This window comes from Paenibacillus suaedae, assembly GCF_032337355.1.
Lineage (GTDB): Bacteria > Bacillota > Bacilli > Paenibacillales > Paenibacillaceae > Paenibacillus_B > Paenibacillus_B suaedae.
The window spans coordinates 757,253-784,252 of record NZ_JAVYAA010000003.1; the positions used below are offsets into that span (position 1 = coordinate 757,253).

A 27,000-nucleotide genomic window follows, 5' to 3' on the forward strand; every position below is an offset into this window, starting at 1 on the left:
CTGGAGCAAGCCGATGCCGAAGCTGAAACGATATCTTAAAAAGGGAGAAACACTTCCGTTGGAGCAGGTCACCGACGAGAAAGACAGACAGCGGATTCGATTGACGTTTCAGGCCATCGAAGGATTCGTCATGTGCAGCTTGCTTCGCAACGGGACTGGTACAGATGATCTCCTTGCGCTTTTCTGAGTGCGCTCCTAACCTGCTCTTCCGCTATCTCCGAACGCCATCCAAGACCGTCATTACCGGACGGTCACTGGGTTATATTACATGCTCCCTCTACGGCTCTGTTTAAACAGCTTGATCGTGTTATCAATTTTCGCTTTGATCATGTTGAGCGGCATTTCCGTCATCTCCGTAATTTCTTCTATCGTATATCCTTCTACATACTTCAGTTGAATAAGCAATCGCGTCATTGGCGACTGTTGTTTCATAAAGGCTTGCAACTCCAAATTCTCTTCCGCCGTTTGGCGTTTCACAAGTCCCTTAACTTCTTCATCATCGATGAAGACAATTAATTTACTATTGAGCAAAAGGGATTTGCATTTATGAATCACAATCCGATTGAACCAAATATTGAATCTTTCCGGATTATCGAGTTTTTGGATATGAATAACGGCTTCTTCCACAGCATCACACACCGCGTCCATGCTGGCGGCTTCATTGAGTAAATAGCTATTCGCAATTCGGTACGATTCGTCTTGAATTTGTTGTATTACATACGCGAAGCTGTTCTTATCGCCCCGCTGCGCACGGTCAATCATCATCTTCTGATCCATAGTTTCTCCTTGGCAACGAGGCATGAGTGCTCAAAATAGTTCTGGAATCTGCAAATATAATTATATTCGGATGGTTGCTTTAAAACGAAGACTCTGTCACTGTGGCTCTCTAGCAACATTGTTTTCATTCGATTTTTTTTGCACTCATGGTAACCCCCGGTTCCATTAAGTCTAAAATGTCTTTGATTATAGGGTATTGTTCGTAAAAACGGTTAATATCACGCTAATGAGGGTAACTGACAAAGGATCTGCCTGGCGGTAGTTTTCTACCTTTCCAACAGATCCTTTGTCTTGTAAGCAGCTTATTGTGATCTTCTTATGATTTCATCGCTTTTGCGGGTTAATTTTTCAAGCCCTTCATCGGCTGCTGCTCGAATGTATGGAATGTCCCTTTCGGATTGACAAGCGCGATAACGGTCGGCTGTCCTTGCTTTGTGAACGTATATCGGTCGAGCTGTATCGATACCTTCGATCCCTTCAAATCAACGCCAAATAGCTGCTTTACCGTCGGCGCGGCCTTGGCTATCGCCTGTTCGGACGTGAGTATCGGCTGGGCAAACGCTTGCTTATATTCATCGTCGGATTTAAAGGATTCTTTTTCCCGAAGCAATACGGCCCCCCATACCTTCCCGGTATCCGCTCCGATATGCACGATGCGCAGGATAGAATTCTTCAATTCTTCATCGTAGAACTCCAGCACCTTTCCCTCCTTGTTCTGAGGATTATAATTTAGGTTCACCCCATCACGCACCTTTACGTCCTGCCCGCCGTTTAAGAGCTTCATCGTTTTGCGCGCAATATCAACCTTGGATTTGTCTGGCGCCTTCGCATAGCTAATTGTTGCCTTTGTTACTTTGCCGCTTTTGCCATCAATCGTGACAGAAGTAGCGAAATTCTGCCCCTGCAGGGTCCAAGTATCTTTGCCTCTAGATATGCGCCTTTTACTTGCGCCATCTTCGGATCCAATTCTTTTAATTTATTCTTGCCCGTTGTCAAAATGGACGAAGGTACATCCTTGAGATCCGCCACCAAGCTGAAGAGCACGATTTCTTCGGATTGTGAATTGACGACTATATGTCCTCGTTTGTCCTTTAGCTTGAAATCAATGTACTGACCTTCCGGATAATCCACCAAGCATTGCAGCAAAAACTGTTTTCTTCACATTCATTTCGTTTCCTCCTAAAATGCGCAAAACCTAAGAGACTTACTTGTCTTCCTTCGGCAATGGCAATGGTACTTTCCAATTCAGGTCATAGCTCTTTTCTGCCAACTCTGAAGTAAGACTAAGCTTTTGAGGGAGTTCTTTCATGTCATAGCTTTGCAATTTCATTCGGATATGGTTTCTGCCTTGTTCATCCTTCCCTATCATTTTAAAGTCTCCACCTGTTACATCGTATACTTTGCCCGCTTCATCTTTTATCGTCCAACCAAAACGATTAATAATTTTATCTGCGTCATCAATTAATATTGTATCGCCTATATTAATATGGGATATATCCTTTACATAAGCCTCTAGTAAAATCGTAACGTGCTTCTCAGTCTTTGGAGATGCTTCATTTAATGGTTCGTCAAAGGATACGGACTTGATCTCAATCGTTTTGCCATCCATATCTACTCGTACAGGTTTGTCGGCAAGCTGTTTTGGCTCAAATGATATGCCTAGCTCATACGGTTCTGTTTTTACTAAAGAATCCAATACTAGCGTATATTGATGATCAGGAGACAGTGGAGCAAATCCATACTGCCGATTCAAATGACCGAATTCTCCCAAGGCCTTGCTTGGCGTATCCAGCGCCCTAGTTAAATCTTTTACTTTCTCTCCTTTTTCATTTTCAACATGGAAATTCAGCTTAAAATCATCATAGCGAACATAAGGATCAGCTGAATCTACTTTTCCTTTCACTTGTTTACTTTCCTCTACTAATCTTTTCTTTGCCTCTTCCGTCCATTTCGTTTCATAATCCACACTAGCAGCAGTCGGTGAATGCATAATGCTATTTAGTTTGATTTGCAGTCCCTGTGGTGTGGTATACGTCTTATCGATTGGCAGCACCTGAGAAGCCTTCGTTGTTTTCTCTAAATCAAAAGGAATCTTCAAGGCCCAATTTCCCTCGACAGAGTCGATCTGATTTCCCTCGAACTGTAGTACAAGCTTCTGATCTTCTGTTTCCCCGGGTTTTTTTAGCGTGAGATATCCGTAATTTTCGCGGTTTTGTACCCCATATATTCTAGTTTCTTTAATTATATTCCCTTTCGAATCTGTCACCTCTACGTTACTTATGTGAAGCTTATCCGGATGAATAAAGTTATTCTGCTGATCCTTGATCGAATAAACGGCTACAATTCTCATAGGATCGGCCAATATCTCCTCTATTTCAAGAGTATAGCCCTGATCAGTAATAGAGGCATTTACCTTCTGTGAAAAACCCTCCTGTACTGCATGTTGCAGTTCTTGATCAGAACTATCAAATAACGATTTAACATAGGCCGCAAAGGTAGGACTCACCGAAATCGTTAAAAGCAAAGCGCAGCTAATAGAGACTGGGAGTACCACGGCACCTACGCCTAGTAAACGTGACCTTTTTCTTTTATCGGCTGCCACTTGGTATGGCATCACAAAGTTAGGCTGCTCCAATTCTCCAGCTACCTTTTTTAAAGTTTGTGTAATTTGTTTGTCAAGATTAGTCATGCATGATCACTCCCATCTCGGTAATTACCTGTTTTTCTTGATTAACTTGCATGTTTTCAGCAATTAACTTTCTGGCCTTATGCAGCCTTGATTTTACCGTCCCCTCAAACACACCAAGGATTTTTGCAATTTCAGCTACACTAAACTCTTCATAATAGTAAAGAATAACTGCAGAGCGATGCTTCGGCGTCATCAACTGAATCGCTTGCCAAATTTGTTGCTCTTTCTCCCTTTGCAGAATACTCTCCAATGGGTTTTGTCCAGGGTCAATAGAGTCCATATATTCTTCTGTATTTTTCTTTCTACGCACTACATTAAGTGCACGATGTGTCACAATTTTCATAAACCAAGCTCGAAACGATGTCCCTTTTCGTTCATCATATCGATATAGGGATTGATACGCTTCCCATAGAGCTTCTTGAACGGCATCCTGAGCGAGATGGTAATCATGGACGATCAAATAAGCAACTCGAAATGCACTAGTTAAGTGAGGTTGAACAAGTGTTTCAAAATCAACTGGATTTCCCTCCTTGGGTATTGGATAATGATTGCTTTCTTTCACTTCAAAGACCTCCTCGTTTTTCCTTTCACTTCTTATTCACCAGTTCTCGTATTTTGGTTCATTAAAAGAGAAAAAAACATTTCCCTCACTTGGGTGAACTGGTTGATGATCAAATTGACAGAGCTTGTTTACATCTGTAATTAACTCTGGAAAATACAAAAAAGAGCCGCAACCGCGACTCAAACAAGTCAACTGAAAAACTGCCGTCAAATATGGTTCCATATACGTAAATCAACCGGTTCGAGGAGACAACCCTCAGGCAGAGATAGCTCGGTCGGAACCATAGCCTGCGTTTCAGTGTGGTATCTGTGTCTCATCCGGATTGTCCTCTGAGAAATGTAATGACTAGCCTACAACCTCATTATAATTAATATATTTTTGTATTTCATTAAAGCGTTTAAAAAGATGTGCTAAGAGTTTCTTCTGATTTAGGCTTGCAAGGAAAGTCCCTATTCTACCCAGCCATACCATGTTGGTCTTGTATAATCCTCTCTTCAGAATGTACTATCTTCGTCTAGTAAGCATGAAATGGATGGAAGATTTTACGTGGATTTGTTCATAGGAAAATGATACGTTATTTTGAGATCAATTGCGCAGCATCTTCATTTTCGAAATGTGTTATTGGGATAACGCGCAAGTTGGGATATACGTTTAGGCTCATATTATTTATATTTGGGGAGGGCTTTGACATGGACAAGAATTCTGTTACTAGAACAAACATTATAGGCGCGGGTGAGGTTGGCAGCGCTATCTCGGTCGATATGGACAAGAATTCTGTGTATCAAACAAACAGCTTCTATTGGAATACAAAAGGAAGTGACTTCTTAGGAGCAATCGTGCTTCCTTTTTACGGAGCATTTGTCTCCGAAGAAAAATGCCAGCTTTTTGGCGATGTCTCAGGAAAAAAGATGCTGGAAATAGGCTGTGGAAACGGTCAATCCTTGCAATATCACGGGGAGCGCAAAGCATCTGAACTATGGGCTGTGGATATATCAGAACAACAACTCGAAAAGGCAAAGCATCACTTGACGGCATGCGGCTTGTCAGCAAAATTGATCTGCTCTCCCATGGAAGAAGAATGTGGCATACCAACGGATTATTTTGACTTTGTTTATTCGATTTATGCCATAGGCTGGACCACCGACCTCGAGGGTACTTTTGACCGAATCGCTTCTTACCTTAAAAAAGACGGCGTATTTATTTTCAGTTGGTCTCACCCTATACACAAATGTGTGGTTGCTGAAAACGATCTGCTTGCTTTTAAAAAATGTTATTTCGATGAATCTTGGTATTCGGTATCTCTTGATGAAGGTGCGCTAACATTATCGGATCGTAAACTATCTACCTATGTGAATGCGTTGGCAAAAGCGGGATTTGTCATTGAGGAAATGATTGAGGAATCTGATGATGAAATTCTGCAATCGCAGGACGATAACAACGATTTTGCGAAAAAAGCGAAGATGCTTCCTGTAACTTTTGTAATCAAAGCAAGAAAACGATAAGAGTACAGTATAAGCATTCGACAGCCGACTAACAGGGCTAGCATTGGTACATCCATCGGAGCAGGCATATAGGGAAACCTTACGCCAAGAGTACGGTAGGCGCGACGAGTTCATTTTATTTGTAGCTAACAAGACTGGAAGGGAGGTCACAGTCGTTCTTCTTATGATTCAGTGAATGGAAGCTGTTGTATTTTACAAATGAATGGTTAGAGGGTGCAGAGTTTCCTCGGCACCCTGATTTTCCTCACTAAAAAATGAAGCTAGTCCTGTTTATCCTGTTCAGATCCGGTATTATTATCAACTTGATCGCCAGCCTTGTTGCCCAACGATGCACCTACGATACCACCTACAACAGTTCCAACAGGGCCTAAAGCGGAACCAACTACAGCACCTACGGCACCGCCACTCACTGTTCCTACAGTCTCTCCAGTTCCCAGACCAGCCGTGTTTTGTTTCGTATCATCGTTTCGGTTACGTTCGTTGTGTTTAGCCATCTCTTTCACTCCTCATTTTGTGATGGGAAACGCTGCTGTTGCCTGCGTATCATTCCAAAACATATCGTTCCCTACCCTAACTAAATTGATTCACTGGGTGCTACTGGGTGCTTTAAGTAATCCCCTTCGAATAATTTCTCTTCTACTGAAAGATAGGCTGAAATTCACATTATTGATTTGAATTCAATCTAAGTTACGATAACGGAAATGCATAATGTAAGGACAGAAAAACAATGATAACTGTAATGAGTACCATTTATGAAATTGAGTTCTTATACCATGCATTCAGATTTAGAAAACTCATTTACACAAATTCACCTGTTGTGTTATGCGAATCAAAACGCAATTATAGCTGAGGAGATCCATCCTGAAATTAACAGCCATGGCTGTCAATCTAGCCCTCAGCAAGTAAAACAAGAACTGGATCAACTGACCAGTGAAAGTTTCAGGATTTAAAAGCAAAATTTGTTGAGCTCAGTGGAACACCATATAGGTATTTGTCATAAGTTAAATAGATGTGTTTTCAACTTATGACAAAGGAGTATACAACTGAGTACTATGGCTTTCCACAAGCCGTACCCCAGCTCCGCTTTTTTATCAAAATAAAGACGTACAACGCAAGGAAACTTCGGTATATCCAGAACATATTAATTACACGGCAGCTGTGGAACCCAAATTCACCGACCTGAATCTATTTATATTTACCTATACATCTCTGTAAATAAAATTAGGCACAACATTTATATATAACAGCTCCGCTATCAGTTCAATAATGGTCTGGGTTACGATCACAGACGCTGCTATTGTAGCCATCTCCCCTGGTAAGGTAAGAGCAAGAGGAAGGACAACAAGCGAATTGCGAGTTCCAGCACTGAAAATAAGTGTTCTTCCCTCTAATGGGCCTAAACGAAAAACAGTCGATATGATTCGTGAAATTACCGGAGAAATGATATGGAATAATACATAAATGGGTATCACAGCAATAATGACATGAAAATCCTTTACAACCCTGTCAATTTGAGAGCCTATCACCAAAAAGAGCACAAGTGCCATAAGCGGGACTGGCAGCCATGCTGTAAAGTCCAGTGTTTTCATGCCGCGTATATTTCTTTTAGCTACATATTGAATGATTAATGCAAAGAATAAAGGAACAATAATCAAATAAACAAAAGCTTCAACGAATGGTCCAAATCTTACTATCTCAGATGCCTCAGCACCAATAAATAACCAAAGATAAATAGGCAGCATAATCATTTGGACAATAAAAAGGATTGGAGTAGACGCAAGAATTAACTTTTCATGTCCTTTGCCCAATTGAGTAAACACAATGACATAATCGATACATGGAGTGAGAAGTACCAAGCAAACTCCGATCAGAACCGGACCAGGCTGAGGGAAAATCTTAATTAATAGGAATACAAGCAATGGAATGAAGATAAAATTAACAAGCAGCAATACCCCTATGAAATGTCTATTCGTGAGCGCTTCCCTTAATTTCAGAAAAGGAATTTGACAAAACATGCTGAATAAAAGAACCGCAATCGCAAATGAAACCAAGGGTTCTAGCAAGCCCCCTAATTGTGGACTTGCCAAGCCCACTCCCCCTCCTACAATTAATGCCACTGCATACACGACGATCTGATTCTTTTCTAAACTCTCCCGTGAAAACACCGATATATTCTCCTCTTTTTATTCGAATTATATCATATCGAGAAATCCATAAGTCGTGGAGATGACGTTCACTGCTAAGATCAGAATGAAATCGAATGAATCTCTAAGGGTAAAGAATTGATATTGCACAATATACGAGCAGCGATGCCATGATGATAATGGCTTCCTGTGCTTTGTAAGTACGAATAGTCGATTTCAACATTACATGGGTATGTTCTATTCAAAAACGGAGATGTCATCAACTTCTTGTCTTTTTATTTGACCAAGAAGTTGATGACATAAAGAAAAAAACCGCATTATAGCGGTCTTTTAACGTCACTATGTTCTTGTCATCCGACAAACTAGTACATGTGACTCTCTCAAGTCTCAAGCCATCAATTGTTCAATCAGCTGCTTTACTATGTATATCGCGACAGCCCAAATTATAATGGCCGAAATCTTATTGATATTACGGATTAACCTACCATTGCTATCTAATTTCCCTACAGCCTTCCCCGCAATCGCGAGTGCAAAAAACCAGCACCAAGATACAACGACGCAAGCAACAGTAAATACAAACTTTTCATTTCCCGTGTAACTTAATGAACTTGTGCCAATGACGCCTATCGTATCTAAGATTGCGTGAGGATTTAGCAACGAAACAGAAAGTGCAAATAATATCTGCTTCTTGGCATTTAATACATTCCCGTCTTGCTCCGTGTTAGGAGGTTCACTCTTCCAGACGGTCCATCCCATATAGACTAGAAACACCAGCCCAGCACCAAAGAGAATAAGCTGCAGCCATGCAAGCTGTAACACAACGAGTGAGACACCCAGCACGGCCAGCAAGATTAGCAAGGTGTCACATAATGCGGCAGTTAGAATTACGGGCAACGCTCGTGAAAATCTCTTCTGCAATGCTCCTTGATTAAATACGAATACATTTTGCGCCCCAAGTGGGATAATGAGACCAAAAGCTAATGCGACGCCATGAAAAAATGCAACAGTCAAGATCCTTCCTCCTATTGTCCTGCTGAAATGCTATTCTATTCTTTTATTGCGGCTATTGCGGCCAAAGTGCCTTCCACAGATATCTTCGATGGCGCTAAAGAAGCCGGGAACAAATGATTTAAAAAATCCAGTGCAGTGATGCGCCTTCCTATATTCCTCGTCCTCCATTAGCAGTATATGGGCTTTCTTCAAGTTGTAATGAGGTACAGCCGGAAATAGGTGATGAACTAGGTGGAAATTGTCGTGGTGGGGATGAATTAAAAAACGTTCAAGTGGATTGCCGAACGTATTGCGGCTTGCGTACAGTTCATTGTCTGTCTTCAGACCGGAATGCTCTGCCATCTCAGCCCAGTATCGAAAGATCTGGAAGGTCGTTAGCAATGGAACAAACCAGAATAATAAGAGTTCTTTCCAAAAGCCGAAAGAAATACTACTTGCTATTATTGTAAGCCAATAAATTGACTTGGCAAGCTTTTCTGACCATGGTTCTTCCTTGGATAGGATGTTTACACGAATCGTACCGTAAATATACTTGGGAACATGTGTTAGGGTTAAGGGCTTGAAGATGTGACGAATCAGAAACTGTTTGATACTGTCCTGTGGCTTATCCAGCCCGATCAACGCGTAGCGTTTCGTATCTGGGTCATATTCTGGATCCCACAGATGCTTGTGATGCATGTAATGTGATTTGCAATAAGTCGTGTAGGAAGTGAATACAGGAAATGCTACAAAAAAGCAAGCCATCCACTTATTCAGGTTGCGGTTCTCGAATAACAGAATATGACTAGCCTCGTGCATTAAGTTGTCGAAGGCTCTCATCCTACTGCCAATCAAGCAGAGACTAATCAAGTACATCCACCAACTTGGATAAGCTTTAGCGAGATAGATACCTCCTGCAATAATCAGCCAGTCGTAGCTAATTGCGAAAAAATTATACCAATTGTTCCTTTTCTGCAGCTTTTGTACTTTCTTTCGTATCTCAGTTGAGAATATCGCCTTCTTCACGATATGTTTCTCGCTGCGTACATCTTCCTCCATCATTATGCCTCCTTCTTAGGTTTCTCTACATCAACAAGGATTCTGTCTTATTAAAGAAGTAATGATACTAGGTGACATATCTTGATGGGCAACGGTTGAATTCGCCGATTATCTCCGATACAAGCCTCCACCACCTTCCATAAAGAGGCATGTAATGGTAATTTTTTATATATTTAACATCTATATATTACCTTATCTGATACTTTGTGTAAACATCTCTTTAAAGGTTTAACGGTGTCAAAACAAATCCCCCTGATTTGAGCTTCATCAGGGGGATCTTATTAATTATTTTATTAGTCAGTTTAACTACACTAACAGCTACCTTTTCGATTTGGCTGCTGCTCAGGGTACCATCGGGGGAACTGATTCGTCACCGTACGGTCATCCAGTTTGAAACCAAGCAGCGGCGTTTTGGAAGGTGTATACCACTTGGCGCTGATGCCGTTGGACAGCTTAACTTCCTTGGATTTATAGTCGGTGGAATAATCCCGTGGCGACACATTAACGATCATATGTTTAAAGATCAGGTTGACTCCATCCTCTGTCGCTCCCACTTTAACATAGCTGTCGTTTTTGGCCATTTGCTTAGGAGCATAGGCCGTCTCAAAGGATTCAAAATCGGCGTAAGCCTCTTTGATCGCCTTTATCTGTGCTTTATTGTAATTGATCGTTGTCCATTCCCCTGCTGGCTGGCTATCGCCGGTCTGCTTCGTTTCCAGCCGAATCTGCTGGCTGGCGGCATCATACCCGACATTGATTCCAGTCATGTCGGAAATGGCCCGCACAGGCAAATACGTCGTATTTTGATAAGTGATCGGCACCAGCCTATTGCCATTACTGTCTGTTAAGGACTGATCGGATCCGTTTACTTTAAAGATAATGCCGTGATTGAGATAAGAGTTGATATTCTCCAGCTTGCTTCCGGCATATACACCGGCGGCTCCCGATAGAGTCATTCCCAATACGATAGTGGACAGAAGTACTTTTTTCACAACGAATCTCTCCTTTTTATTGAACAAATTCATTTTTTGAAATCGACAATATGGGTTACGGCAAGCTTCTCTTTGTCATCCACGGTGATACCCAGCCTGGAGCCGGAAGGGTTCCAGCTTAGCGGATATGCCGGATAATACGGTAACCCTAGCGGCGAAACCTTACCGGAGACTGTATCAAAAATATAAATCCCATTCATGCCGCCCTTATCCTCGGTATAAACAGCGAAGGCCAGCTTGGAGGAATCGGGAGACCAGTTTTGGTGGGACAATACATCACCTTTGCCAATGAGCAAGCCTTGCAAATGACCACCAGTATCGTAGATGAGCAGGCGCGATTCTCCCTGCCCGCCGCTGCCCGCCGTGGAGACGGCAATCCGCTGACTGTCAGGAGACAGGCTTAAGGTGGAGACATCAGCTGCAAGCAGGGTTGGCTTAGAACGTGTGGGGGTGAAGCTTTTCAGGCGGCTTTTGGCATCTGTGTAATATATCATTCCGTTACCCACGGCAAATTCGGTGAAGCACTCTATTTCGGAATCCTTCAGCTCGATCTTTTCCCGGGTACCGTCTACGGATATGTTCCATATCTCGCCTCGCCCCTCTTTCGAACCGGCTGCTAGAATATAGGAGACAGAATTGAGCCAACCGCCTACTTCCATATAATTGTCGACCGCGACTTCACGCTGCTCCCCAGTAGCCATATTTTTGATCGCATTCACGGCCTCATATTTATTCTTCCAAGTCTGAATGAAGCTGTATTTCCCATCAGGTGATCGAAATGTTTTGATGACCTCTTCCTGACCTGCTCCTGTCTGTTCCTTGATGCCCTGCCGCTCACCTGTCTCCAGATCATAACGGAACCGGCGGTAGCTATATTGCGCTTCCTTCGCAGCGGTGGCCTGCTTCTCCAACGTGGTTACCTGGATATCCAGTTCATGGTCTGACAGCCATTTCTCTATATTTGCGCCATCAATCCGGTGTATGCGCTGAACGGCAATTCCCTGCTCAGCAGGCGGTTTGCTCTCCTTGACCACTGTCAGTTCACGTTTTTCTCCTCCATCTCCAGTGCTGATTTGGCCTGTTGTAACCAGCGTACTGCTCTTCTGCTCTGCATCACAGCCGAATAAGATGCCAACTAACAGCAAAGTCGCGGCAAGCAGTCCGGCGATGTATATTCCTTCGTTGATCTTCATCGGGGTCCTCCTGCTTCAAAATGTTATTCGGACCCAGGTCGCTTGATCCAGTTGTTGTCACCTTCCGAACCAACCGGCTGCAAGCTCCCCCATGCCTTAGAATAGTGAGGCAATATTGCGCAAATATATCTGGCTTGTAACGAACTTGTAAACAATTCAGAAAGCTGGAATCAGATGAACGCTTAACCATTGTGAAGAGCCCGGATGATTTCATTCATTCCGGGCTTCGCCTTTGTCATTGGTGTATAGATTAACCTTTTCATTCGAAGAATGTAGTGGAAGTTTGACCCTGAATAGCGAACCGTCCGCTCCCGTCGCGGCAAGCTGTACCGTTCCTCCTTGCTTTTCGGCCAGATTGCGAACCAACGCTAATCCAAGTCCTGTCCCGCCGCTGGTTCTTGACCGGTCTCTGCTGACCGTATAAAACGGATCGAAAATGCAGGATACAGCTTCCTCCGGGATACCGATTCCTGTATCGGCAACCTCGATAATCATCCGGTGTGCTTCGTCTGCTGGCGCTGCAGTGTAGTTAAGCAGGTGAATATGTCCGCCTGGTCGGTTATATTTCACCGCATTGTCCAGTAAATTTAGCATGATGTGCATCACGTTCTCAGGATCAGCCCACACCTCACCTGCAGCAAGCGAAGTAAGGATCGTAACCCTGCAGCTATCCGCCTTTCCTTGCAGCTGGGCCACTGCTTCCTCCAGCAATGGCTGCAGCGGAACCGCCTTTGCATGTGTCTCAAACTCGTAAACATCCATCGCTGACAGCTGTAGCGCCTTCTCCACAAGACTGTATAGCCTCTGTGCCTCCTTATGGATGCGCCTTCCGGCATCATCCAACAGGGCAGGATCATCACTGTACATATTCAACAAATCGGCGTAGGCGATTATCGAGGTTAACGGCGTCTTCAGCTCATGGCTGATATTGCCGATGAACTGCTTTTGCTGCCGCTCCAGTTCTCGTAGTCGCCCCACGGTCTCTACCAGCTTCTGCTTTTCTTCATGCAAAGCACCGACTGACGTAGAGATGCTTCTGCTCATTTCATAGATTCCATGTGCCAGCTCACCCAGCTCATCCTTTCTGACTACCGAAGGGGCCGATAGATAATCGCCTTGCCCAATTTGCGCTGCCGCCCTGTTCATCTTGTCAATGACATTGACCTGCCGCCGGACATATACGTAACCGATGAGAAAACCGACACCCAGCACGATGCCTCCGGCAAATAGAAACAACCGGCGAATCTGGGCGTAAAACGTATTTTGCTCGGTGAGCAAAGCATGAAATTGCACCGTGCCAAGGCGCTGATCGGCATTGTACAGAGGAGCAAGAAACAACAGCTGATCCCCTTCAGTAATGTACGCCGACTGCCCCTGTGCTGTAAATTGCAGCGCATCCTGCACATCGGCCGGTGGCTGAAATGGCACTGAGGTGCCGGCAATGGAGCCATCCACTGTATACATCGTCACCGCCATACCGCTTTGTGCGCCCAAATCCACGGCCAGCCGTTGACCCATCTGCTTCATAAACTGATCCGGCGGCATCCTGCCATCGGTCAGAAATTCCTCCCGCACGCGCAGATTGGCAGCTTCAACCTGCCGGGTAAAAGACTGCTCCAACATGGTTCGCTGGTTCTCCCGGATGCCGCTCAGCACCAGCACGCTCAGGCAGGTCACTACAAAAACGAGCAGCAAAGCAAGCAACAAAGACATTTTCCCCTTCAGGCCCATCCGAAATCTTCCGGTCATCTAGGGTGACCCCATGCTTTATAGCCGATTCCGTACACGGTCTGAATAAGCCCGTGGTGACTGCCCAGCTTTTTGCGCAGCCGCTGCACATGGATGTCTACGGTACGAGTACCGCCCGCAAAATCCATATCCCACACCTTCTCCAGCAGCATTTCCCGTGAATAGACCCGCCCCGGATTGTGCATCAGCAAGACCAGCAGATCAAATTCCTTAGGCGTTAAATCCAGCAGTTCTCCTTGAATGGATACCGTTCGGCTGAACATCTCTACAGTCAAATCTCCTAGTCTCAGCAAATCCTCCTGCTGCTCCTGTTGCAATTGTTGTACATAGCCTCCCCTGCGTGATAGAGCCTTGACTCTGGCCAGCAGCTCCCGCATATCAAAAGGCTTGGTCATGAAATCGTCAGCGCCCAGCTCCAGCCCCAGCACTTTATCGACAATATCATTCTTGACAGTCAGCAGCAGAATCGCAGGCCGCGGCTGTCCATCCAGCTTGCGGCATACGTCATAACCGCTTACACGAGGCATCATGACATCGAGCACCATAACGTCAGGTGAGAACGTCTCCACCTTTTCCAGCGCCTCCTGACCGTCCCCAGCTGTCTCCACTTCATAACCTTCCCTGCTCAGCGCGTACACTAAGGCCGCCTGGATGCTGCTCTCGTCATCCACCACAAGTATTTTGATCATGGACATCTCCACTGATTTATTTATGGTTAGCTCAACAATCTATTTTTGACGTCACGAGTTCTAATGGAATAAAATACCTATTTGATGGTAACATAAGTTTGCTGCTAAGTGTACAAGAAAACCATTACGAGGATGTGCAGGTTTACTTTAATGCCGCGTCAAATGCTTTTTCGATCTGTTCAGCATCAGCTGAGACCGTAAACAGGATGTAGCGAGATTTCACCTTTAGTACATGTTTTTCAAGCAGAGCATATTCATCAGGGCGATAATCTTTGAATTTAACGGCTTGAGCGTCGATTCTTTGTGCAATACTTGCTCTGACACTGTCTATTAGGCTTTCGTCTTTCACTTTAAGGACAACAATTTCATCCGCTCTAACGTTAGAGGAAGCAGTATATAGCAGGAAGTCCTCAACTTGTTCCGAACCAAGGTCGTACAGCTTCTTCAGCTTGTGCGCGTCCCCTTTTTTCAGCTTATCCAACTTGACTGATTGTTTCATCTGATGCTCTATCTTGGCAGCAGACACGTTGATGTCTGAATGCTCCGAAGCACATCCCGATAACACGCTAGTTGCAAAGATGAATATGAGCAATGCGAAGAATCGTTTATTTCTGGCGATATGATTGTAAATGTTCATGGGTATGATCCCTCTCCTCCCTTACCCTTTTAAATGATTGATTGATGGATCCTCGATGAATGTATTCATGTTATACAGAATCAACATGTCATGGATTTGATGCTGCCTCGCAAGCGCTGCTACATCTCCTTCATAATAGCGAAGGTCAACCATATAAATTTCACTGAAATGCGATGTTAAAAAAGGCACGAAGCTGTTCGCATAGGAATCCTTGACCACTAGCAGCTTCTTCCCTTCTCGATGACTTGTTTTCATCTGAATAAGAGAATGATTGCCGTTAAAAAACACGGTATATTTGTCCTTTTTCATCCTATTGTCCATCACATACATCGAATTCGTAGATTGTTGCTCTTCGACATAATCGACGGTAACCTTCCCTTCATTCTTTGGTACATACAAATCTATACTGTCCGAGTGCAAATTCCGAAATCCGCTCTTTGAATATAAGGAACCATAGAAATCGTCCGTTATCGTTTGTATATCGAATTCCTCTTCCATCATCGGCTTAAATCCCATTTCTCTGCTTAGCTGTTGGTATGCATAGAAAGCACCCTTACTTGTCCAATGATGATCGGTTTTATAATAGATCGGTTCGTTCTGGTGCGAAGACAGCGCTGGGTATACATCGACATAGCGAATCCCTGAATTCAAAGATGTTTTCACGGTATGAAGTGCGTCTAGCTCTCGATTCTCAGATACGTAATCAGGGAGCTTGCTTTGAAGGACACTAACAGCGGTCGGAGCAAGGATTACATACTTATTAAGCTCAGGCATCGCAGAATGAAAAGCATTGATTGATTGGATTTTCTCTTCAAGCTCTCCTGTATTAACTTCAACGAATTTCTGAATTAAATAACCGTCTTTACCAAGGTACACACCGTTACTTTCTTTTTTACCTATCGCTTGATCCGCATTTGACTTTACACCAATCCATACATCTCTAGCTACGAATTGATCCGTTATGAACTTTTCAAAGTTGGAGGTGAACTTCCCCGAAATAAAGCTGTGAAACGAAAACGCAGGTAACTGCTCAAGCTTCCGATTTTCTGCCTCTGAAAATTCCCGCTTCGGCAAGATCAGGTTGAGCATGAGAACTAGGCCGATTAATGAAAGAAACAATATAGCGATACCAGACTGAGACAACTTGTCATAACGATTCAAGCGAAATCACCTCCTTAGCAAGATGTGATGTACAATCTCTTAAAATCTAAAGTACAAGAAGGGATTATACGTGTCATTGACCAAATAGGCTGTAGAAAGAAACAGGAACAGAACATACAGGATTGGCGATAAAATTGCGCTCCCTAATGGGTATCTTTGCTTTAGTGCTAAAAACATCTTCTTCGGCAATGGCGTCGCTGCCAGCATCGCAAGCAGCAATATAACGAGATGCGTCGACAAGTAATAATAAGTGTTGTTATCAGCGAAATGATGAGTGCTTAAGCCAAACATAGCCCCTACATATGCTAAGGCTGTTGATAAACGATCGAGATCAAAGAATACCCAGCCAATCATGACAATGAGAAGTGTATATATGTTACCTATGACACGAGGGAGTTGCAGCAGCCATTTGTAAAGGAACAGCTTCTCCATCACAATAAAGCATCCGAAATAAAGACCCCATATGATGAAGTTCCAGCTTGCACCATGCCACAACCCGGTCAGGAACCACACAACGAACAAATTGCGAAGCCGCTTCACGATCCCTACCTTGTTCCCGCCTAGAGGAATGTATACGTACTCCCGGAACCAAGAGCCTAGTGACATATGCCATCTACGCCAAAACTCGGACACGCTGGTTGATATATACGGATAATTGAAATTCCTTGTGAGCTCAAAGCCGAACATTTTGCCAAGGCCGCGCGCCATATCCGAATATCCGCTGAAGTCGAAATAAATTTGCAAGGTAAAGGCAAGAATGCCGATCCAGGAAGAGGCTACTGTTAAGTCAGACGCAGGTGTTGCTTTGATGCTTGACCAGAGCATGCCGATACTATTTGCAAGCAGTACCTTTTTTGCTAGGCCTCTAACGAACAATTGTGTGCCTTCCCCAAATAGCGATAATGGAATCTTTCGTAGTGAGAGTTGCTTCGCAACATCACCGTATGCAACGATAGGTCCTGCAACAAGCTGTGGGAACATTGTCACATAGGTACCGAAAGCGATGAGATTTTTCTGCACGGGAACCTTATCTCGATACACATCGATAATGTAAGACATCGTTTGGAACGTGTAAAAGGAAATGCCGACAGGGAGCGGAAGTGTCGTCACTTCTATCTGCAAGCCGAACAGAGAATTGATGTTCTCAACTAGAAATCCGTAATATTTAAAGAAACCGAGAATCCCAAGATTTCCGACAATGGAACAGACCAACAATGCTCTAGCAGTGCTTTTTCGATTGCGATATTTATCAATAAGCAGCCCATACACATAATCGATTACCGTTGAAAAGAGCATGAGAAAGATGTAAACAGGCTCTCCCCATGCATAGAACACTAAGCTTGCTACTATCAAAACTGCATTCCGCAGCTGATTCGGTGCAATAAAATAAATAAGAAGTGTTATCGGCAAAAACAAGTACAAAAAAATCAGACTGCTAAATACCAACCTTCGTCAACCTCCTTCATGAGAAGCGTATTACAGTTCGCCTTTCAGAAAGTCGAGCAAAAGCGGATAAAATTCAGCTTTGAAATGAATCCCGTCCTCATCATAGAGAGATGGATTCTGCTCAGCAATAGAAGACACATCGACATACTTCACTTGTTTTTTGCCGGCCAGTTCTTTCAACATTTGATTGTAAGCGGCAATATTGGAGTACCGCGGCTCTTCTTTTAACGCTTTCTCTGTTACCGGGGTCACCGACAATATCGTTATTTTGGTATGAGGGAGCTCCTCTTTGATCTTATCGAGCAGCATCCCATATTGTTGAATCCCGAATTGCAACGGATTATCCGTTGGCCAGAGGATGTCATCTGAGCCGAGTGCGATAAATAGATGTTCAGGATTTCTCTCGACCAGTTTGGCCACGTCATTGTCTTTTACCGCGAAAAAGGCTGTTTTGCCGGCCTCTCCAAATACATTTCTTATATCCAAAACATCATGAAACATAAATCCTTCTGTAATGGAATCGCCATAGAATACACTTTTTTTGAACAAGAATTTCAGTTCCGTATTTTCATTCATTGATGTTGAGGATTCTTTTAGCGTTTTTGCGTCTTTGTTCGTTGACGTTTCTGTATCAACTGTCTGCGAAGATGTTCCCCCATTTTGATTTACGCAAGCTGTTAGGGAAACAACAAGCATTCCTGCCAGCAGTATGGTTTTCCATGTGTTCAACATTATATTCTTCCTCTCCTGTAACTCATTTTTTGTCCATTGATGTATGTGATGTTCCTTCCTCATAACAATGGATAGTGTAATGTGGAGAGATGCAGATAAAGTGCAGAAAAGATTGATTTGAAATAAAATAAGAGCAGTTCTTGATGTTGACAAGAACTGCTCTTAGATAACGAATCTGAATTGGTTTGGCTTATTTAAGAGTTACTTTTCTTGAGGTAGAAAAAGAAGAGAACACCGTCCGTTGTATTACTTGCACCATAATTGACCTCATGCAATTCCAGTATTTTTTTGGAGATGGCCAGACCAAGGCCAGTGCCTCCAGTAGAACGATGGCGTGAAGCTTCTCCACGGTAAAAGCGATCCCATATTTTCTCGATTTTCTCAGACGGTATATGGACACCTGTATTTTCAATACTTACCTTCACTGATTCCTGCTCCTCATTCATTGAAATATGAATGGAATGTCCCTCTGGTGTGTAGCGTATCGCATTATTGATAAAGTTGACGATGACTTGACCGATGAGGAGCTGATTGGCCACAACTTCGATCGGAGCAAGAGATACATGTAAACTCAATTGCTTCCTTGCGATTTCTGCAGAGAGTTTATTACATGATTCATCAATAACTGTATCGATACGGAACGTGTCCAGTTGTATTTTATAAGTACCAGATTCATATTTCGCTAATTTCAACATGTCCACAATGAGAAGATCCATCCTCTTCACTTCACTCTCCATCGCGGCAAAGTAATAATCCTTCTTGTGGTTCGCGACCCCATCTTTCAAGATCGACAGACAACTCTGGATGACACTCAGAGGAGTTTTCAATTCATGTGACACACCTGAAATGAATTCCTTGCGTGTATGCTCTAACTGCTTTTCTTTTTCGATATCATGCTGAAGCTTTTGGATGTAGGAATGCAACTTGTCCGATAGCTCATTAATATTGCGGGAGAGATCTCCGATTTCATCCTTTGACGTAATCGGAAGCTTTTCAGAGAAATCCAGCTCCGTTATTTTCTTAGTCATTTGATTAATTCGCAATAAAGGTCTTGCGATACCTTTGGAATAATAGAACGAGGCCAGCAATATAAGCACCAGAACGAATACAATGAGATAAAGATAATAATCCTGGATCATCTGTATGGCTTCATCAACTGGCTGCAGGGAAGTCATTGCAAAAAGATATGCATCCTTCCCCTCTTTGTCTTTTATAGGTATAACAAACTGTTTATATTTGATATCATTCTCTTCGTACGTACCTTCTAATGTAGCTGCTGCCTCCTCTGCATTCTTCAACAGCAATTCCGCTTGAAATGCTCTGATTCGGTCTAAGAACAGGTGGTTCGAATAAATAAATCGAATAGCTTCATTTTTGGCTGGAAGTGTTGTTTTTGTTATGGTTCCGGTTAAGTAAAGACTAGGGAATTTCTCATTATTCCAATCTTCCTCATTTCCATTTGGAAAGAGCTCATGTTCTTTGTTTGCAATTTGATTATTCTCCCACGTAAGTGCGAAGTTATATATGCTCATTCGATAAGGAATAACTTCTGTCCCTTTTCTAAGGACTTGAATTACGGCGTCGGTCCCTTTTCGTAGAAATTCATGTCCTTGTCGGATTCCCTGAAAATCAGTAAAGCTATATAAAGGGATTGTGATGGTTTTGGCAGTGAAACCCCCACCACTAACGCTATTTATTTCAACTTCGATCGAGTCATCATTGCTTTCTTTTATATTGCCGAGTTGATCCAGTATAGTTACCCATGTATTATGCTCTCGATAAAATTCCTGTTCCAGCCGCTGTATCTCTACCGTCTGATTGTCGTGGTTAGCATAGTTTTGAGCGAATGCTTCAAGGCTTGCTTTCACATTCTCTACCTTTTGATGGACATAATATTTCTTGAAAAATACGGTCTGGCCAAAATAAATGATGGCGAGGATAAGTAAACATAATGCGGTTGTTAACACAAATAACTTGAATACGATCCCTTTTTTCATGTTATCTCCTCAAATTTATAGCCAGACCGAACTACCGTAACGATGCAATCCGATTTGTTCCCTAGTTTTTGACGCAAATTCCGTATATGACTGTTGACCGTCCGTTCATCGCCTTCATAGTCATAGCCCCATATTCTCATTATCAATTGTTCGCGCGTGATAATAATTCCTTTGTGCTTCATTAAGTATGATAGGATTTCAAATTCAGTATGAGTCAAGCTGCAGCTAACTCCATCTACAGTAACCGTGCGAGCATGCACATAGACGGAAATGCCGCTGCTAGAGATGATTTCGTTGTCCATTTCTTGCATTTGTCGGTTTTCTAGCAATCTCTTCGCTCGAGCGAGTAAGATTGGTGGGCTGTAAGGCTTGGTAACGTAGTCGTCCGTACCCAGTTCAAATCCAAGCAGTGTATCATCTTCATCGACGCGAGCGGTTAGCATAATAATCGGTACATTTGAAGTTTTGCGAATTCGACGACATACGGACCAACCATCTAATTCTGGCAGCATAATATCAAGGATAAGCAGATCCACGTTATTTTCCTGAAATAGTTGTAATGCTGCTTTGCCATCCCCTGCTTCTAGAACGTTGTATCCTTCGTTGCTAAAATAGTCTTTCATAATTTCCCGCAATATATGTTCGTCTTCGACAATTAAGATTGTTTTTGTCATGTTTGATACCCCGTTGATTATTGTAGAGTGAATACAAGCTGATCTTACAAGAAGTTTAACCATGATCCGGTATATATTTCAACTGTTTCATCGGGGGAATGCATAATGAAGGGATAGAAAAACAATGATAACTATGATTGAATACCATTTATGAAAAGGGGATTATTCACCATGCATTCTGATTTCGAAAACGCATTTACACGAATTCACCTGTTGTATCATGCGAATCAACATGCACTTACACCTGAGGAGATCCAACCTGAAATTAACAGCCACGGCTATCAATTTAGTCCACAGCAAGTAAAACAAGAGCTGGATCATCTGACGAACGAAGGCTATTTAACTATCACAGGTTCCCTATACGATATTACATTAAGGGGAAAAGATGAACTTCGAGACGCTCAGCAGCATCTGGAGACATTATATCAAGAAGTCGCAAAGAAGAAAGTATAAGCAGCTGCTATATCACAAAAACCAATCCCCCATACGGTTTGTAATAACCGGGCAGGAGATTGGTTTTGAATTAACCAAATTTAATTACAGCAGAAGCCAGTCAACTGTCGTAGCAATTGCTTCAGCAATAGGTACACCGTATGAATCAGGAACACCTGCCATGCGAAGGCCATCGAGAACAATGGTACTGATGTCTTCAGTCGCATAATCCTTTGCCGTATCGATTTTGGCTATTGCATTATCGATACCTTCAATGATTTTGCTGGAGTTGTTGGAAAAATATTTTGCTGTATCTTTATTAAGCCATTTTGCAACATTGTAGAGTACTTCACCACCAGTGTTAACAGATCCCTTAATGACACCAAGAGCATCACTAACTAGCACACCCAACTTTCCGGAAGCTTCAGCTTGTCCATCCATAACTTTAACAGCTATTGATGTTACAGGTGCAGGTTTTGCAGCAGCAAACGTTTGTGTCGCCGGAAGTATCGCACTACAAAATAGAACAACGGCCATTGAAGTGATCATTAATGATTTCTTGAACAATTGGCAACCCCTCCTGGAGTGAGAATGTATGATGGAGTAAGTAAACAACCATCACAGATAATGATTATAACATCCCATATTTATCCAAATGAGGTTCTGTTGAACTATTTTGTGAGTGATAAAGTAAATATTAGTGCAGAAAATTCTGTTATATTGTCGAACTATCACTACAGAGCGAATCCAGTCCACAGCATCGAAAGCCCTGAACATAAGAGGAGAACATCCAATACATATCGGAATGAGGCAATACTCATACGCTCCACCACTCTCTTGGCAACGAACGTGCCGAGCATGAAAGAGGTACATATAATGACAGATGTTTAGATGAAAAAGGCAGCCGATCGTTGCTCGCTGGCCGCCTCTGTCCTCAAACTATATTTATATTTACCTAAACATCTCGGTAAATAAAATTAGGTACTACATTTATATAGATAAGCTCCGCTATCAGTTCAATAATGGTTTGGGTTACGATCACAGACGCTGCTATGGCAGCCATCTCCCCTGGCAAGGTAAGCGCAAGAGGAAGTACAACAAGCGAATTGCGTGTTCCAGCACTGAAAATAAGTGCTCTCCCCTCTGAAGGACCTATACGAAAAACAGCCGATATGATTCGTGAAATTACCGGAGAAATGATATGAAATAATACATAAATGGGTATCACAGCAATAATCACATCAAAATCCTTTACGACCCTATCAATTTGAGATCCTATCACCATGAAGAGCACAAGTGCCATAAGCGGGACAGGCAGCCATGCTGTAAAGTCCAGTGTTTTCATGCCGCGTGTATTTCTTCTGGCTACATATTGAATGAGTAATGCAAAGCATAAAGGAACAATAATTAAGTAAACAAAAGCTTCAACAAATGGACCGACTCTTACGATCTCAGATGCCTCAGCACCTATGAATAGCCACAGATAAATAGGCAGCATAATCATTTGGACAACAAAAAGTATTGGAGTAGACGCAAGAATTAGCTTTTCATTCCCTTTGCCCAATTGAGTAAAAACAATGACATAATCGATACATGGAGTTAGCAGTACCAAGCAAACTCCAATCAGAACAGGTCCAGGCTGAGGGAAAATCTGAATTAATAGGAGTACAAGCAATGGAATTAAGATAAAATTCACAAGCAGTAAAGCCCCTATGAAACGTCTATTCCTGAGTGCTTCTCTTAATTTCAGAAATGGAATTTGACAAAACATGCTGAATAAAAGGATTGCAATCGCAAATGAAACTAAGGGTTCCAGCAAGCCTCCTAAGCGTGGACTGACTAAGCCCACTCCCCCTCCTACAAGTAATGTCACTGCATACACGCCGATTTGGTTCTTTTCTAAACTTTCCCTTGAAAACACCAATACATTCTCCTTTTTATACGAATTATATCATAACTATTTTTTTATATAGTTCATCATATCACTGCCTGCTATATGGTGCACAAAGTAAGTAAAAGTAATATTAAAGAGATTAATCATGTATTAAAAAGTTGTATAGGTTACTTTTTAGTCCCTATATTACTACAAAGTGCGTACTTCTCTTTTTAGTCTCCATGATCAATAATCAATCTTGTCAGTATCGTTTACTGATTCATCAGTTTTTCAATTCGATGCAGAACAAATCTTAGGAGGGTTTATTCAAATGAGAAATATACTGCAAGGTAAACTAGGTTTTGGTACTGCACCGCTAGGTAATATGTACCGGAACATCCCGGAAGAAGAAGCAATCGCAACAGTAGATGCGGCTTGGGAAAGTGGCATTCGTTACTTTGACACTGCTCCTCTTTATGGATCAGGGTTGGCAGAGATTCGTCTTGGCGAAGCACTGTCGAAAAGAAATCGTGATGAGTATGTGTTGAGTACAAAAGTAGGTCGAATTATTTCGGATGAATTGGAAGATCCATCTGCACGTGATTTAGGTGAAAAAGGTGGGCTTTTCGAATTCGGCCGTAAAAATAAAATCATCAATGACTATAGCGCGGATGCAACCCTTCGCTCGATCGAGGACAGTTTGAAACGTCTACAAACAGATCGTATCGATTTTGTATATATTCATGATGTAGCGCAGGACTTTTATGGGGATGAGTGGCTTTCGCAATTTGAAACAGCACGAACAGGTGCATTCCGTGAGCTTACACGTTTGCGTGAAGAAGGCGTCATTAAAGGTTGGGGACTCGGCGTAAACCGAGTAGAACCAGTAGAACTTTTGTTGGATTTGGAAGAAGTAAAACCAGATATAACACTGCTTGCTGGACGTTACTCCTTGCTCGACCATGAGCATGCGTTGCAACGGTTAATGCCTGCGGCTGTAAAACACAATATGGACATTGTCGTTGGTGGTCCATATAGCTCTGGGGTTCTTGCTGGAGGTACACACTTCGAATATCAAAAAGCATCTCCTGAAATTATGGCAAAAGTCGAACAAATCAAAAGCATTGCAGAACGTCATCAAATCAGCATCAAAGCAGCTGCTTTGCAATTTTCACTGGCGAATCCGGCGGTTGCCGCTGTCATTCCTGGTGCTAGCCGCCCTGAGCGAATTGCAGAGGACAAAGCTGCCTTGAACACAGTAATTCCGGCAGCGTTCTGGGAAGAAATGCGCGAACAAAACCTGGTGGCATCTGATGCACCGCTGCCAACTAATACGAAATAAAACACGAAATAATATACGAAGGTAAAAGGAGAGGAATCAATATGGCACACACTTCGACATCGATTAAAATCTCTGCTTCACCTGAGAAAGTATGGCAATTAATCGGAGGATTTGACTCTCTTCCAGACTGGCTACCGTATATTCCAAGCAGTGAAGTCACTGAAGGTGGACGAGTACGCCATCTGGCTAATCCGGATGGAGACACGATTGTAGAACGCTTAGTGGCATTCAATGAGAAGGAGCGCTACTACACTTATGCCATTTTGAAAGCACCATTCCCGGTTACGAATTATGAATCTACACTTCAGGTTAAAGAAGATGCTGACGGCAAATCATCGTTGATTGAGTGGTCTGGCAGCTTCACACCTGTTGGGGTTAGTGACCAAGAGGCTATCGATTTGTTCCATGGCATCTATAAAGATGGCTTAGAGGCCTTGCAACAAGCATTTCTAGGTTAAATATTTATGAAGTGAATTATTGCACCAGGCGATGAAATGACTTATTTGATTAGTCAGCATGATTGGATTCTATATCCATTCATGTTGACTAATCTATTTTATTATAAATAAGGAGGCTACCTTAAATGAGAAATATACTGCAAGGTAAACTTGGTTTTGGTTCGGCACCACTAGGTAATATGTACCGTAATATTTCAGAAGAAGAAGCTATAGCAACTATAGAGGCTGCTTGGGAGAGTGGCACTCGTTACTTTGATACAGCCCCCTCTTATGGAGCAGGCTTAGCAGAGATTCGCCTTGGCGAAGCACTATCGAACAAAAATCGGGATGATTACGTGATAAGCACCAAAGTAGGTCGAATCATCTCGGATGAACTAGAAGACCCAGCTGCACGTGATTCTGGCGAAAAAAGCGGGATTTTCGAATTCGGCCGTAAGAATAAAATCATCAATGACTATAGCGCGGATGCAACTCTTCGTTCTGTCGAGGATAGCTTGAAACGTCTACAAACAGATCGTATCGATTTTGTATATATTCATGATGTAGCGCAGGACTTTTACGGCGATATGTGGATTTCGCATTTTGAAACTGCCCGAACAGGGGCATTCCGTGCGCTTTCTCGTTTACGTGAAGAAGGAGTCATTAAAGGTTGGGGACTCGGCGTAAACCGAGTAGAACCAATCAAACTCATGCTGGAATTGGAAGAAGTGAAGCCAGATGTATCCTTGTTAGCTGGTCGGTACACATTATTAGACCACGAGCGTGCGCTGCAACGGGTAATGCATGCAGCTATAAAAAATAATATGGACATTGTCGTCGGTGGCCCATATAGCTCTGGTGTTCTTGCTGGAGGTACCCACTTCGAATATCAAAAAGCATCTCCAGAAATTATGGCAAAAGTCGAAAAGATCAAGAGTATTGCAGATCGATATCAAATCAGCATCAAGGCTGCTGCTTTACAATTTTCACTAGCTAATCCGGCAGTTGCTGCTGTCATTCCTGGTGCTAGTCGACCTGAGCGAATTGCGGAAGACAAAGCTGCATTGAACACTATAATCCCGGCAGCGTTCTGGGAAGAAGTACGCGAACAACAACTGTTAGCACCTGATGCACCATTACCAATCAACGTGTAATAAAAAGGAGTGTCTTAACGTCGAAATTGGCACGTTGAGACACTCCTTTTTTTGCCCCGTAAGCAGTAATGCCACGAGTTCACTTTTCAATTTCTATTTTGGTCATTGAGAGATATTTTCCCTCGTCGTTTTCCCATTGACTTCATTTACACAAAATTCTTGACGCTACCGTTTCAAGACTTTCTCTCGATAGATCGCTAAATATTTCGTTGAATGATACTTTTAGTTTTCTTATACTCTATTTTGTAAAAACTGTATACATATACTTGCTAATTCAGCGGGAGATTCTTTTGCTCCATTCTCTATCCATGTGTAAAGCATTGACCAAAATATGCCAGTAGTAAACGCATTTGCATAAATTGCAGTGATATGATTAAATTCTTTGTCAGTTAAATAATTTTTATTAAGCTTAGGAACATACCTTTTATATTGCCGAAAAATATATAACATTAATTCGTTGTTATACATAAGTTTAAGAAATGTTAAATGATTACTCCAAAATAAAAAATGATTATGAATTAGCACTTCATATGTAGAAGAAAAATAATTTTCTTGAAAGGAGGAATACTCTAAGAATAATAAATTTATAGATTCTTCAAGCACTTCTTCTTTATTCTTAAAATATCTATAAAAGGTTTTTCTTCCTACGCTAGCTTCCTGCGTTATTTGGGTAACAGTGATTAGTGTAAATTCATATTTTTCCATCACAGAAAATAGACCATTAATTATATCTTCTTTTTTCCCCATTTTTTCTCCTGACACACCTTCT

28 protein-coding genes are annotated in these 27,000 nt (G+C 42.4%); 6 read left to right on the plus strand and 22 right to left on the minus strand.

Going from position 1 to position 27,000, the window contains the following annotated elements:
• Window positions 1-13: 13 nt before the first annotated feature.
• Window positions 14-187 carry a hypothetical protein gene (locus RQP50_RS16725; protein WP_315746102.1) on the plus strand — a complete coding sequence of 58 codons (174 nt, stop codon included), beginning with the start codon at window positions 14-16 and terminating at the stop codon, window positions 185-187.
• 77 nt (window positions 188-264) lie between these two features.
• Here the strand turns inward: RQP50_RS16725 and RQP50_RS16730 are convergent, their stop codons facing one another.
• The 5 genes from RQP50_RS16730 to RQP50_RS16750 all read right to left on the minus strand — a co-directional run bounded on the left by RQP50_RS16730 (window position 265) and on the right by RQP50_RS16750 (window position 4,028).
• Window positions 265-777, minus strand: coding sequence for an RNA polymerase sigma factor (locus RQP50_RS16730; protein ID WP_315746103.1), 513 nt, complete (start codon window positions 775-777; stop codon window positions 265-267).
• Window positions 778-1,117: 340 nt separating this feature from the next.
• Window positions 1,118-1,477 carry a hypothetical protein gene (locus tag RQP50_RS16735; protein WP_315746104.1) on the minus strand — a complete coding sequence of 120 codons (360 nt, stop codon included), beginning with the start codon at window positions 1,475-1,477 and terminating at the stop codon, window positions 1,118-1,120.
• Window positions 1,478-1,626: 149 nt separating this feature from the next.
• Window positions 1,627-1,923, minus strand: coding sequence for a hypothetical protein (locus RQP50_RS16740; RefSeq protein WP_315746105.1), 297 nt, complete (start codon window positions 1,921-1,923; stop codon window positions 1,627-1,629).
• Between the two features lie 58 nt (window positions 1,924-1,981).
• Window positions 1,982-3,466 carry a DUF4179 domain-containing protein gene (locus RQP50_RS16745; RefSeq protein ID WP_315746106.1) on the minus strand — a complete coding sequence of 495 codons (1,485 nt, stop codon included), beginning with the start codon at window positions 3,464-3,466 and terminating at the stop codon, window positions 1,982-1,984.
• Window positions 3,459-4,028 carry an RNA polymerase sigma factor gene (locus tag RQP50_RS16750; protein WP_315746107.1) on the minus strand — a complete coding sequence of 190 codons (570 nt, stop codon included), beginning with the start codon at window positions 4,026-4,028 and terminating at the stop codon, window positions 3,459-3,461. Before RQP50_RS16750 ends, RQP50_RS16745 begins: the two co-directional genes overlap by 8 nt.
• Window positions 4,029-4,717: 689 nt before the next feature.
• Here RQP50_RS16750 and RQP50_RS16755 point away from each other — a divergent pair.
• Entirely contained in the window at window positions 4,718-5,530 is an 813-nt protein-coding gene (locus tag RQP50_RS16755; protein ID WP_315746108.1) for a class I SAM-dependent methyltransferase, read from the plus strand.
• Window positions 5,531-5,790: 260 nt separating this feature from the next.
• Here RQP50_RS16755 and RQP50_RS16760 read toward each other — a convergent pair whose 3' ends face one another.
• The 14 genes from RQP50_RS16760 to RQP50_RS16825 all read right to left on the minus strand — a co-directional run bounded on the left by RQP50_RS16760 (window position 5,791) and on the right by RQP50_RS16825 (window position 20,993).
• The gene (locus tag RQP50_RS16760; protein ID WP_072729336.1) at window positions 5,791-6,024 is read right to left on the minus strand and encodes a glycine zipper domain-containing protein; all 234 of its coding nucleotides are present in this window, start codon (window positions 6,022-6,024) and stop codon (window positions 5,791-5,793) included.
• Window positions 6,025-6,729: 705 nt separating this feature from the next.
• Window positions 6,730-7,695, minus strand: coding sequence for an arsenic resistance protein (locus RQP50_RS16765; RefSeq protein ID WP_315746110.1), 966 nt, complete (start codon window positions 7,693-7,695; stop codon window positions 6,730-6,732).
• Window positions 7,696-8,061: 366 nt separating this feature from the next.
• Window positions 8,062-8,685, minus strand: a complete 624-nt coding sequence (locus tag RQP50_RS16770; RefSeq protein ID WP_315746111.1) for a LysE/ArgO family amino acid transporter — start codon at window positions 8,683-8,685, stop codon at window positions 8,062-8,064.
• Window positions 8,686-8,715: 30 nt separating this feature from the next.
• Entirely contained in the window at window positions 8,716-9,723 is a 1,008-nt protein-coding gene (locus RQP50_RS16775; protein WP_065293459.1) for a fatty acid desaturase family protein, read from the minus strand.
• Between the two features lie 311 nt (window positions 9,724-10,034).
• Window positions 10,035-10,715: a stalk domain-containing protein gene (locus RQP50_RS16780; protein WP_315746112.1), complete on the minus strand. Its 681-nt coding sequence runs from the start codon at window positions 10,713-10,715 to the stop codon at window positions 10,035-10,037.
• A 29-nt stretch (window positions 10,716-10,744) separates the two neighbouring features.
• Complete coding sequence (locus tag RQP50_RS16785) at window positions 10,745-11,908, minus strand: TolB family protein (RefSeq protein WP_315746113.1); 1,164 nt, start codon at window positions 11,906-11,908, stop codon at window positions 10,745-10,747.
• A gap of 210 nt (window positions 11,909-12,118) precedes the next feature.
• Window positions 12,119-13,657 carry a sensor histidine kinase gene (locus RQP50_RS16790; protein WP_315746114.1) on the minus strand — a complete coding sequence of 513 codons (1,539 nt, stop codon included), beginning with the start codon at window positions 13,655-13,657 and terminating at the stop codon, window positions 12,119-12,121.
• Entirely contained in the window at window positions 13,654-14,346 is a 693-nt protein-coding gene (locus tag RQP50_RS16795) for a response regulator transcription factor (protein ID WP_315746115.1), read from the minus strand. Before RQP50_RS16795 ends, RQP50_RS16790 begins: the two co-directional genes overlap by 4 nt.
• A gap of 142 nt (window positions 14,347-14,488) precedes the next feature.
• Window positions 14,489-14,983 carry a DUF4358 domain-containing protein gene (locus RQP50_RS16800; protein WP_315746116.1) on the minus strand — a complete coding sequence of 165 codons (495 nt, stop codon included), beginning with the start codon at window positions 14,981-14,983 and terminating at the stop codon, window positions 14,489-14,491.
• A gap of 21 nt (window positions 14,984-15,004) precedes the next feature.
• The gene (locus RQP50_RS16805; protein WP_315746118.1) at window positions 15,005-16,144 is read right to left on the minus strand and encodes a DHHW family protein; all 1,140 of its coding nucleotides are present in this window, start codon (window positions 16,142-16,144) and stop codon (window positions 15,005-15,007) included.
• A 39-nt stretch (window positions 16,145-16,183) separates the two neighbouring features.
• A complete protein-coding gene (locus tag RQP50_RS16810) occupies window positions 16,184-17,590 on the minus strand; it encodes an MBOAT family O-acyltransferase (RefSeq protein WP_315746119.1) in 1,407 nt (468 codons plus the stop codon).
• Between the two features lie 30 nt (window positions 17,591-17,620).
• Complete coding sequence (locus RQP50_RS16815) at window positions 17,621-18,322, minus strand: GDSL-type esterase/lipase family protein (protein WP_315746120.1); 702 nt, start codon at window positions 18,320-18,322, stop codon at window positions 17,621-17,623.
• Window positions 18,323-18,516: 194 nt separating this feature from the next.
• Complete coding sequence (locus tag RQP50_RS16820) at window positions 18,517-20,319, minus strand: sensor histidine kinase (RefSeq protein ID WP_315746121.1); 1,803 nt, start codon at window positions 20,317-20,319, stop codon at window positions 18,517-18,519.
• A complete protein-coding gene (locus tag RQP50_RS16825) occupies window positions 20,316-20,993 on the minus strand; it encodes a response regulator transcription factor (protein WP_072729326.1) in 678 nt (225 codons plus the stop codon). The genes RQP50_RS16820 and RQP50_RS16825 overlap by 4 nt, the downstream gene beginning before the upstream one ends.
• Before the next feature lie 171 nt (window positions 20,994-21,164).
• On the opposite strand from RQP50_RS16825, the gene RQP50_RS16830 reads away from it, so the two are divergent.
• Window positions 21,165-21,446 (plus strand): hypothetical protein, encoded by a 282-nt coding sequence (locus RQP50_RS16830; RefSeq protein WP_021261156.1) that lies wholly within the window; start codon window positions 21,165-21,167, stop codon window positions 21,444-21,446.
• 84 nt (window positions 21,447-21,530) lie between these two features.
• Here RQP50_RS16830 and RQP50_RS16835 read toward each other — a convergent pair whose 3' ends face one another.
• Window positions 21,531-21,992, minus strand: a complete 462-nt coding sequence (locus RQP50_RS16835) for a hypothetical protein (RefSeq protein ID WP_315746122.1) — start codon at window positions 21,990-21,992, stop codon at window positions 21,531-21,533.
• Between the two features lie 388 nt (window positions 21,993-22,380).
• The gene (locus RQP50_RS16840; protein WP_315746123.1) at window positions 22,381-23,349 is read right to left on the minus strand and encodes an arsenic resistance protein; all 969 of its coding nucleotides are present in this window, start codon (window positions 23,347-23,349) and stop codon (window positions 22,381-22,383) included.
• A 280-nt stretch (window positions 23,350-23,629) separates the two neighbouring features.
• Between RQP50_RS16840 and RQP50_RS16845 the strand changes: the two genes are divergently transcribed.
• The 3 genes from RQP50_RS16845 to RQP50_RS16855 all read left to right on the plus strand — a co-directional run bounded on the left by RQP50_RS16845 (window position 23,630) and on the right by RQP50_RS16855 (window position 26,231).
• Window positions 23,630-24,640 carry an aldo/keto reductase gene (locus RQP50_RS16845; protein ID WP_315746124.1) on the plus strand — a complete coding sequence of 337 codons (1,011 nt, stop codon included), beginning with the start codon at window positions 23,630-23,632 and terminating at the stop codon, window positions 24,638-24,640.
• A gap of 41 nt (window positions 24,641-24,681) precedes the next feature.
• The gene (locus RQP50_RS16850; RefSeq protein WP_138186114.1) at window positions 24,682-25,098 is read left to right on the plus strand and encodes an SRPBCC family protein; all 417 of its coding nucleotides are present in this window, start codon (window positions 24,682-24,684) and stop codon (window positions 25,096-25,098) included.
• Between the two features lie 125 nt (window positions 25,099-25,223).
• Entirely contained in the window at window positions 25,224-26,231 is a 1,008-nt protein-coding gene (locus RQP50_RS16855) for an aldo/keto reductase (protein ID WP_315746125.1), read from the plus strand.
• A gap of 231 nt (window positions 26,232-26,462) precedes the next feature.
• On the opposite strand, the gene RQP50_RS16860 is transcribed toward RQP50_RS16855, so the two are convergent.
• Complete coding sequence (locus RQP50_RS16860) at window positions 26,463-26,978, minus strand: TetR/AcrR family transcriptional regulator (RefSeq protein ID WP_315746126.1); 516 nt, start codon at window positions 26,976-26,978, stop codon at window positions 26,463-26,465.
• Window positions 26,979-27,000 lie beyond the last annotated feature (22 nt).

Excerpts from the sequence above, each read along its gene's own strand:
- RQP50_RS16815 (WP_315746120.1), bottom strand. The coding sequence starts at position 18,322 with ATGTTGAACACATGGAAAACCATACTGCTGGCAGGAATGCTTGTTGTT.
- RQP50_RS16775 (WP_065293459.1), bottom strand. The coding sequence starts at position 9,723 with ATGGAGGAAGATGTACGCAGCGAGAAACATATCGTGAAGAAGGCGATA.
- RQP50_RS16795 (WP_315746115.1), bottom strand. The coding sequence starts at position 14,346 with ATGATCAAAATACTTGTGGTGGATGACGAGAGCAGCATCCAGGCGGCC.
- RQP50_RS16800 (WP_315746116.1), bottom strand. The coding sequence starts at position 14,983 with ATGAACATTTACAATCATATCGCCAGAAATAAACGATTCTTCGCATTG.
- RQP50_RS16785 (WP_315746113.1), bottom strand. The coding sequence starts at position 11,908 with ATGAAGATCAACGAAGGAATATACATCGCCGGACTGCTTGCCGCGACT.
- RQP50_RS16855 (WP_315746125.1), top strand. The coding sequence starts at position 25,224 with ATGAGAAATATACTGCAAGGTAAACTTGGTTTTGGTTCGGCACCACTA.
- RQP50_RS16820 (WP_315746121.1), bottom strand. The coding sequence starts at position 20,319 with ATGAAAAAAGGGATCGTATTCAAGTTATTTGTGTTAACAACCGCATTA.
- RQP50_RS16830 (WP_021261156.1), top strand. The coding sequence starts at position 21,165 with ATGCATTCTGATTTCGAAAACGCATTTACACGAATTCACCTGTTGTAT.
- RQP50_RS16725 (WP_315746102.1), top strand. The coding sequence starts at position 14 with ATGCCGAAGCTGAAACGATATCTTAAAAAGGGAGAAACACTTCCGTTG.
- RQP50_RS16730 (WP_315746103.1), bottom strand. The coding sequence starts at position 777 with ATGGATCAGAAGATGATGATTGACCGTGCGCAGCGGGGCGATAAGAAC.
- RQP50_RS16745 (WP_315746106.1), bottom strand. The coding sequence starts at position 3,466 with ATGACTAATCTTGACAAACAAATTACACAAACTTTAAAAAAGGTAGCT.
- RQP50_RS16850 (WP_138186114.1), top strand. The coding sequence starts at position 24,682 with ATGGCACACACTTCGACATCGATTAAAATCTCTGCTTCACCTGAGAAA.
- RQP50_RS16845 (WP_315746124.1), top strand. The coding sequence starts at position 23,630 with ATGAGAAATATACTGCAAGGTAAACTAGGTTTTGGTACTGCACCGCTA.
- RQP50_RS16860 (WP_315746126.1), bottom strand. The coding sequence starts at position 26,978 with ATGGGGAAAAAAGAAGATATAATTAATGGTCTATTTTCTGTGATGGAA.
- RQP50_RS16825 (WP_072729326.1), bottom strand. The coding sequence starts at position 20,993 with ATGACAAAAACAATCTTAATTGTCGAAGACGAACATATATTGCGGGAA.
- RQP50_RS16760 (WP_072729336.1), bottom strand. The coding sequence starts at position 6,024 with ATGGCTAAACACAACGAACGTAACCGAAACGATGATACGAAACAAAAC.
- RQP50_RS16790 (WP_315746114.1), bottom strand. The coding sequence starts at position 13,657 with ATGACCGGAAGATTTCGGATGGGCCTGAAGGGGAAAATGTCTTTGTTG.
- RQP50_RS16755 (WP_315746108.1), top strand. The coding sequence starts at position 4,718 with ATGGACAAGAATTCTGTTACTAGAACAAACATTATAGGCGCGGGTGAG.